This window comes from Enterobacter sp. PL1 (assembly GCF_945957325.1).
Taxonomy (GTDB): Bacteria; Pseudomonadota; Gammaproteobacteria; order Enterobacterales; family Enterobacteriaceae; genus Enterobacter; species Enterobacter roggenkampii.
In genome coordinates this window covers 161,458-167,960 of record NZ_CAMFKT010000010.1, presented here as the reverse complement: position 1 = coordinate 167,960, position 6,503 = coordinate 161,458, and the positions used below count along the sequence as shown (strand labels likewise).

Annotated in this window: 7 protein-coding genes; 5 read left to right on the top strand and 2 right to left on the bottom strand. The window is 56.5% G+C overall.

What is annotated here, in order from left to right:
* Positions 1 to 18 precede the first annotated feature (18 nt).
* Both sbmA and N6P30_RS11720 read left to right on the top strand, forming a co-directional pair.
* The gene (gene sbmA / locus N6P30_RS11725; RefSeq protein WP_008503289.1) at positions 19 to 1,239 is read left to right on the top strand and encodes a peptide antibiotic transporter SbmA; all 1,221 of its coding nucleotides are present in this window, start codon (positions 19 to 21) and stop codon (positions 1,237 to 1,239) included.
* 14 nt (positions 1,240 to 1,253) lie between these two features.
* Positions 1,254 to 2,351, top strand: coding sequence for a DUF1615 domain-containing protein (locus N6P30_RS11720; RefSeq protein WP_023293181.1), 1,098 nt, complete (start codon positions 1,254 to 1,256; stop codon positions 2,349 to 2,351).
* On the opposite strand, the gene N6P30_RS11715 is transcribed toward N6P30_RS11720, so the two are convergent.
* On the bottom strand, positions 2,348 to 2,647 hold the full coding sequence (locus N6P30_RS11715; RefSeq protein WP_008503287.1) for a DUF2755 family protein: 300 nt from the start codon (positions 2,645 to 2,647) through the stop codon (positions 2,348 to 2,350). The genes N6P30_RS11720 and N6P30_RS11715 overlap by 4 nt on opposite strands.
* 247 nt (positions 2,648 to 2,894) lie before the next feature.
* On the opposite strand from N6P30_RS11715, the gene N6P30_RS11710 reads away from it, so the two are divergent.
* Positions 2,895 to 3,131, top strand: coding sequence for a DUF2754 domain-containing protein (locus tag N6P30_RS11710; protein WP_008503286.1), 237 nt, complete (start codon positions 2,895 to 2,897; stop codon positions 3,129 to 3,131).
* On the opposite strand, the gene ddlA is transcribed toward N6P30_RS11710, so the two are convergent.
* On the bottom strand, positions 3,128 to 4,228 hold the full coding sequence (gene ddlA / locus N6P30_RS11705; protein ID WP_023293180.1) for a D-alanine--D-alanine ligase: 1,101 nt from the start codon (positions 4,226 to 4,228) through the stop codon (positions 3,128 to 3,130). The genes N6P30_RS11710 and ddlA overlap by 4 nt on opposite strands.
* Before the next feature lie 103 nt (positions 4,229 to 4,331).
* Between ddlA and N6P30_RS11700 the strand changes: the two genes are divergently transcribed.
* Together N6P30_RS11700 and N6P30_RS11695 are read left to right on the top strand one after the other, a co-directional pair.
* Entirely contained in the window at positions 4,332 to 5,015 is a 684-nt protein-coding gene (locus N6P30_RS11700) for an extensin family protein (RefSeq protein WP_023293179.1), read from the top strand.
* A gap of 167 nt (positions 5,016 to 5,182) precedes the next feature.
* Complete coding sequence (locus tag N6P30_RS11695) at positions 5,183 to 6,397, top strand: multidrug efflux MFS transporter (protein ID WP_008503282.1); 1,215 nt, start codon at positions 5,183 to 5,185, stop codon at positions 6,395 to 6,397.
* The last annotated feature ends 106 nt before the right edge of the window (positions 6,398 to 6,503 follow it).

The following is a 6,503-nucleotide window of genomic DNA, read 5'->3' as shown; positions in this document are numbered from 1 at the left end:
ATTGAATCTACAAGCATTATGTTTAAGTCTTTTTTCCCAAAGCCGGGGCCTTTTTTCCTGTCGGCATTTATTTGGGCACTGATCGCTGTCATTTTCTGGCAGGCGGGCGGCGGCGCATGGCTGACGCGCATCACGGGGGCGACAGGTGAGGTGCCGATTAGCGCGGCGCGCTTCTGGTCGCTGAGCTACCTGCTGTTTTACGCCTACTACATGGTGTGCGTAGGGCTGTTTGCCCTGTTCTGGTTTGTCTATTCACCCCACCGCTGGCAGTACTGGTCGATCCTTGGCACATCGCTGATTATCTTTGTGACCTGGTTCCTGGTGGAAGTGGGCGTAGCGGTTAACGCCTGGTATGCACCGTTCTACGATCTGATCCAGACCGCGCTGAGCTCGCCACACAAGGTGACCATCAATCAGTTCTACCATGAGGTCGGCGTCTTCCTCGGCATCGCCCTGATTGCGGTGATCATCGGCGTGATGAACAACTTCTTCGTTAGCCACTACGTTTTCCGCTGGCGTACCGCGATGAACGAACATTATATGGCGCACTGGCAGCACCTGCGTCATATCGAAGGTGCCGCACAGCGCGTGCAGGAAGACACCATGCGTTTTGCCTCCACGCTTGAAGACATGGGCGTCAGCTTTATCAACGCCATCATGACGCTGATTGCCTTCCTGCCGGTGCTGGTGACGCTCTCGGCGCACGTGCCGGATCTGCCGATTGTCGGTCATATTCCGTATGGTCTGGTGATTGCCGCGATTGTCTGGTCGCTGATGGGCACGGGCCTGCTGGCGGTAGTTGGGATTAAACTGCCGGGTCTGGAGTTTAAAAATCAACGCGTCGAAGCCGCATACCGTAAAGAGCTGGTGTACGGTGAAGACGATGCCAACCGCGCCTCGCCGCCGACCGTCCGCGAGCTGTTTGGCGCCGTGCGTCGTAACTATTTCCGTCTTTACTTCCACTATATGTATTTCAACATTGCGCGTATTTTGTATCTGCAGGTGGATAACGTTTTCGGTTTGTTCCTGCTGTTTCCGTCCATTGTTGCGGGTACGATTACGCTCGGTCTGATGACGCAGATCACCAACGTTTTCGGTCAGGTTCGTGGGTCGTTCCAGTACCTGATCAGCTCCTGGACCACGCTGGTGGAACTGATGTCCATCTACAAACGTCTGCGCAGCTTTGAACGCGAGCTGGACGATCGTGACCTGCAGGAAGTCACCAACACATTTAGCTAATACAGGACGTTGCTATGCCTTTTGCCGTACCGCGCGCGTTACCGTTGACCATACTGGCCGCTTTTGTGCTGGCAGGCTGTGCCGAAAAGGGGGCCGCTCCGCTCAAAAAGGGCGAGAAGCCCGTTGATGTGGCGAGCGTTGTGCGGCAGAAAATGCCCGCCAGCGTGAAGGATCGCAATGCGTGGGCAGACGCGCTGGCAAAAACCTTTGAGAGCCAAAAGATTGCGCCGACCGAGGAGAACATCTGTTCGGTGCTGGCGGTGGCGCAGCAGGAGTCGATGTATCAGTCAGACCCGGCTGTGCCGGGGCTGAATAAAATCGCCTGGAAAGAGATCGACCGCCGCGCGGAGTCCATGCATATCCCGGTGTTCCTCGTGCATACCGCGCTTAAAATCACCTCGCCGAACGGCAAAAGCTACAGCGAACGGCTGGACACGGTGAAAACCGAAAAACAGCTTAGCGCTATTTTCGATGATTTCATCAACATGGTGCCGATGGGGCAGAAGCTGTTTGGCTCACTGAACCCGGTCCACACCGGTGGCCCAATGCAGGTAAGCATCGCGTTCGCGGAGAAACACACCGACGGCTATCCGTGGAAAATCGACGGTACGGTGCGCCAGGAGGTCTTCTCCCTGCGCGGCGGACTGTGGTTCGGCACGTATCATCTGCTGAACTACCCGGCAAACTACGATGAGCCGCTGTACCGCTTTGCCGACTTTAACGCAGGCTGGTATGCCAGCCGTAATGCGGCATTCCAGAGTGCGGTCAGCCGCGCAAGCGGCGTTAAGCTGGCGCTGGACGGCGATCTTATCGCCTACGGCAGCAGCGAGGCGGGAAGCACCGAGCGGGCGATCCGGAAATTATCGACAACGCTTGATATGAGCAACAGCGACATTCGCCGTCAGCTTGAGAAAGGCGACAGCCTGGCCTTTGAGAAAACGGATCTCTACAAGAAAGTGTTTGCGCTTGCCGATAAGAAAAGCGGGAAAACGTTACCGAGGGCTATCCTGCCGGGCATCCAGCTGGAAAGCCCGAAGATCACGCGTAACCTGACCACCGCGTGGTTCGCGAAACGCGTGGACGATCGCCGGGCTCGCTGTATGGGGCTTTAACGGCGGCGGCGAAAGCGCAGCACTAATGCCACAACGCCCAGAATCATACATCCCGCGAGGAAGGGAATCAGGCCGAACAGGGTGCTGACGCCAAAGCCAATCTCAACTCGCGGGCGTCCGTTATCCTGTACCTGCATGAGATGTTCATAAACGCCAGGCGCATGGACCAGCATATTGAGCAGCTGCGAGCCAGCCCAGAAGCAGAACAGAACAAACAGGGCATACGCGATATTACCCGCCGTGGAGGTTTTTGGTTTTCCGCCAAAAATCGGTTTCGACAATGTAAAGTCAGCCATGATGACCTCCGGATAAATCGCTCTGTTAATACGCTTCGTACAGGGTGAGTTTGACAGGTCATCGCATTTGTCAATATCAGAATCGTGGTAATTTACGCGCCGGAATCCTCCTGGATTGTTGATTTCTGCAGCACGTCACAATTTATTAACTTAAGTGAAATTGCGTCGCGTTTCAGAATTTCCGTATCTGCCACAGACCTGGCCGTAAAACTGTGAGAGGATGTCTTTTTTTCCTGCCGGAGTTGTTATGAAGCTCACGTCCAAACTACGCCGTGACTGGCACTACTACGCCTTCGCTATCGGGCTGATCTTTATTCTTAACGGTGTCGTGGGCCTGCTGGGGTTTGAGGCAAAAGGCTGGCAAACCTATGCCGTTGGGCTGGTGACCTGGGTTATCAGTTTCTGGCTGGCGGGGTTGATTATCCGCCGCCGTCCTGAAGAGACGACAGCGGATGAGGCAGCGTCGGCGAAGCGCGCCGATTAACCGTTTACGGAACTTTTAAGCGCGCTGTCGGCGGCGTGACGCTCCAGCGCCAGTTCGATCAGGCGGGTGATCAGTTCCGGATAGCTGAGGCCGCTCGCCTGCCACAGCTTCGGATACATGCTGATGTTAGTGAACCCCGGCAGCGTGTTGATTTCATTGATCACCACCTCGTTTTCCGCCGTCAGGAACACATCCACGCGCGCCATGCCGCAGCAGCCGAGCGTCTGATAAGCGCGAATGGCGATCGCCCGGATCTTATCGTTAACCGCCGGATCGAGATCCGCAGGCACGACAACCTGCGCGCCTTTATCATCAATGTATTTGGTGTCGTACGAGTAGAAGTCGCTGTTTAAGACCACTTCGCCGCAGGTGCTCGCCTGTGGAAAATCGTTGCCCAGCACGGCGCACTCAATTTCACGGCCTTTGATGCCCTGCTCAACCACCACTTTATGGTCGAACTCAAACGCCAGGCGGACGGCCTGGGTGAACTCAGCTTCGCTGGTCACTTTGCTGACGCCCACGGAGGAGCCCTGGTTTGCTGGCTTCACAAACAGCGGCAGACCCAGCTCTCCGCTGATTTGCGCGAAGGTGTGTTTGTCTCGGTTGGCGCGGGTGAGCGTAACGAACGGGGCAATATTCAGCCCGGCGTCGCGCAGCAGGCGTTTGGTGACGTCTTTGTCCATGCACGCGGCGGAGCCGAGTACGTCCGAGCCGACGAACGGCAGGTTGGCCATGCGCAGCATCCCCTGCAGGGAACCATCTTCCCCCAGGGTACCGTGAACGATAGGGAAGACCACGTCGATCTGGGCGAGAGCCTGTGCATTGCCTGCATCGATAAGCTGCCCCTTCGCGACGCCGGGTACGGTGGCGACGCTAATTTCTGAAGGATTCAGGGCGATATGGGCCGGATCGTGAGCATTCAGCAGATACTGGCTGGCATCGTTAACGTGCCACTGACCCTGTTTATCAATGCCCAGCAGCACCACGTCGAAACGGCTTTTATCGATCGCATCAACGATATTTTTAGCCGATTGCAATGACACTTCGTGTTCCGCTGATTTTCCCCCAAAGACAATACCTACGCGCTGCTTAGCCATCTCACTCTCTTCCAGTCTGACGAAAAGCCAATAACATACCACGATGCCCGGCGGGTTTCGCGACCTTCTGCCATAATGTTTGGGGGAATGTACAGGGGGGCGAGTGAAAGGAAAAACGCTGCTGACCGTTTTGATTCTTATCGCCGTCGCAACGGTGGGTTACCGCTGGTTGCCGCCTTACTACAATCCTTTCATACCGCTGGCGCTTGACGATCCGCCAGGCCGAATCACCCAGTATAAGCTTCGGCGCTTAACGCCCGAGGCCTGCGCAAGCCTGCTTGCGCAGGCTAATCAACGCGATCTCATCCGCACCCAGCCGGTCGCTGACAGCGCCGGGGAATGCCCGCTGAGTAACGTCGTGCGCGTGCGTGACTTCGGCCCTGTCGGCCTGAACAGCAGCTTTCTTGCCAGCTGTCCGCTGGCGCTCAGCTCAGCCCTCTTTATCAGCCAGCAGGCCCGGCCGCTGACAAAACGCTATACGGGCAGCGACCTCGCGCGTATCGATCACCTCGGCAGCTTTGCCTGCCGCAATATTTACCACCGCCCTGACGCGCGCCGCAGTGAACATGCCACGGCGGAGGCGCTGGATATTGCCGCTTTTCGTCTGGCGAACGGCGAACGCGTCACGGTGCTGAACGGCTGGAAGGCGGCCACGACGCAGCCCTGGCTGAAGGCGATGCTGGCGGCAAGCTGCGGGTACTACGGGAACGGTCTGGGGCCAGAGTACAACGCGGCGCATGCCAACCATTTTCATCTCGGAATGCGCGGTTTTGGCCTGTGCCGGTGAAGCATAATATTCCGCCAGAAAATGGATGAATTGTGACTTATTTCACAAATATGATGACTGGGAAGATAAAACACCAAAGTCGGTCAGGCCGCATCTCTGGTGCGACGTTAACACGCGTAACTTGCTAATCTGACGGCGAATTCGCCTAAAAATGAAGACTATTCTGTATGGAATCCTGGAAAGTTAATCTCATCTCGGTCTGGTTCGGTTGCTTCTTCACCGGGCTGGCCATCAGCCAGATTTTGCCGTTCCTGCCGCTGTACGTCTCGCAGCTGGGGGTCACCTCGCACGAAGCGCTCTCCATGTGGTCCGGCCTGACGTTCAGCGTCACCTTTCTGGTTTCCGCGATTGTGTCACCCATGTGGGGCAGCCTGGCCGATCGAAAAGGCAGAAAACTGATGCTGCTGCGCGCCTCGCTCGGGATGGCGATAGCCATTCTGCTGCAGGCCTTCGCCACCAACGTCTGGCAGCTGTTCTTCCTGCGGGCGGTGATGGGGCTGACGTCCGGGTATATTCCAAACGCCATGGCGCTGGTCGCCTCTCAGGTGCCGCGCGAGCGGAGCGGCTGGGCGCTGAGCACGCTCTCCACGGCGCAGATCAGCGGCGTCATCGGTGGCCCGCTGCTGGGGGGCTTTCTGGCGGACCACGTCGGACTGCGCGCGGTATTTATCATCACTGCGGTTCTGCTGGTGGTCAGTTTTCTGGTCACGCTCTTTCTGATTAAAGAGGGAGGCCGCCCGGTTATCAGTAAATCTGAACGCCTGAGCGGCAAGGCCGTTTTCGCCTCGCTGCCTTATCCGGGGCTGATGATCAGCCTGTTTGTCACCACCATGGTGATCCAGCTCTGTAACGGTTCGGTGGGGCCGATACTGGCGCTGTTTATCAAGTCAATGGAGCCGGAGAGCACGAACATCGCTTTTTTAAGCGGCATGATTGCCGCCGTGCCGGGCGTATCCGCCCTGATTTCCGCGCCGCGTCTCGGAAAACTGGGTGACAGGATCGGTACGGCGCGCATCCTGATGGCGACGCTGATCTTTGCGGTGGTGCTCTTCTTTGCGATGTCGTTCGTCACCTCTCCGCTTCAGCTTGGCGTACTGCGATTTCTGCTCGGCTTTGCCGATGGCGCCATGTTGCCTGCGGTACAGACCCTGCTGGTCAAATATTCCAGCGACCAGGTGACGGGGCGTATTTTTGGATATAACCAGTCATTTATGTATCTGGGGAATGTTGCCGGTCCGCTTATTGGCGCCTCCGTTTCCGCGATGGCCGGTTTTCGTTGGGTATTTGCGGCGACGGCGATTGTCGTTTTAATCAATATTATCCAGCTGGCTATTGCGCTGCGACGCCGCAGACAAATGGCGGAGGCGAAATCGGCGAGATAACGCTTTCGCAGATGTATTATATATTCTTATGGTAGCCGCATTTTTATATAACAAAATGCGGCGTCTTTTTATAGAAAAACGTTTCACTCACGGCGAGGTCTCTTTA

Excerpts from the sequence above, each read along its gene's own strand:
- N6P30_RS11695 (WP_008503282.1), top strand. The coding sequence starts at position 5,183 with ATGGAATCCTGGAAAGTTAATCTCATCTCGGTCTGGTTCGGTTGCTTC.
- N6P30_RS11710 (WP_008503286.1), top strand. The coding sequence starts at position 2,895 with ATGAAGCTCACGTCCAAACTACGCCGTGACTGGCACTACTACGCCTTC.
- N6P30_RS11715 (WP_008503287.1), bottom strand. The coding sequence starts at position 2,647 with ATGGCTGACTTTACATTGTCGAAACCGATTTTTGGCGGAAAACCAAAA.
- N6P30_RS11720 (WP_023293181.1), top strand. The coding sequence starts at position 1,254 with ATGCCTTTTGCCGTACCGCGCGCGTTACCGTTGACCATACTGGCCGCT.
- sbmA (WP_008503289.1), top strand. The coding sequence starts at position 19 with ATGTTTAAGTCTTTTTTCCCAAAGCCGGGGCCTTTTTTCCTGTCGGCA.
- ddlA (WP_023293180.1), bottom strand. The coding sequence starts at position 4,228 with ATGGCTAAGCAGCGCGTAGGTATTGTCTTTGGGGGAAAATCAGCGGAA.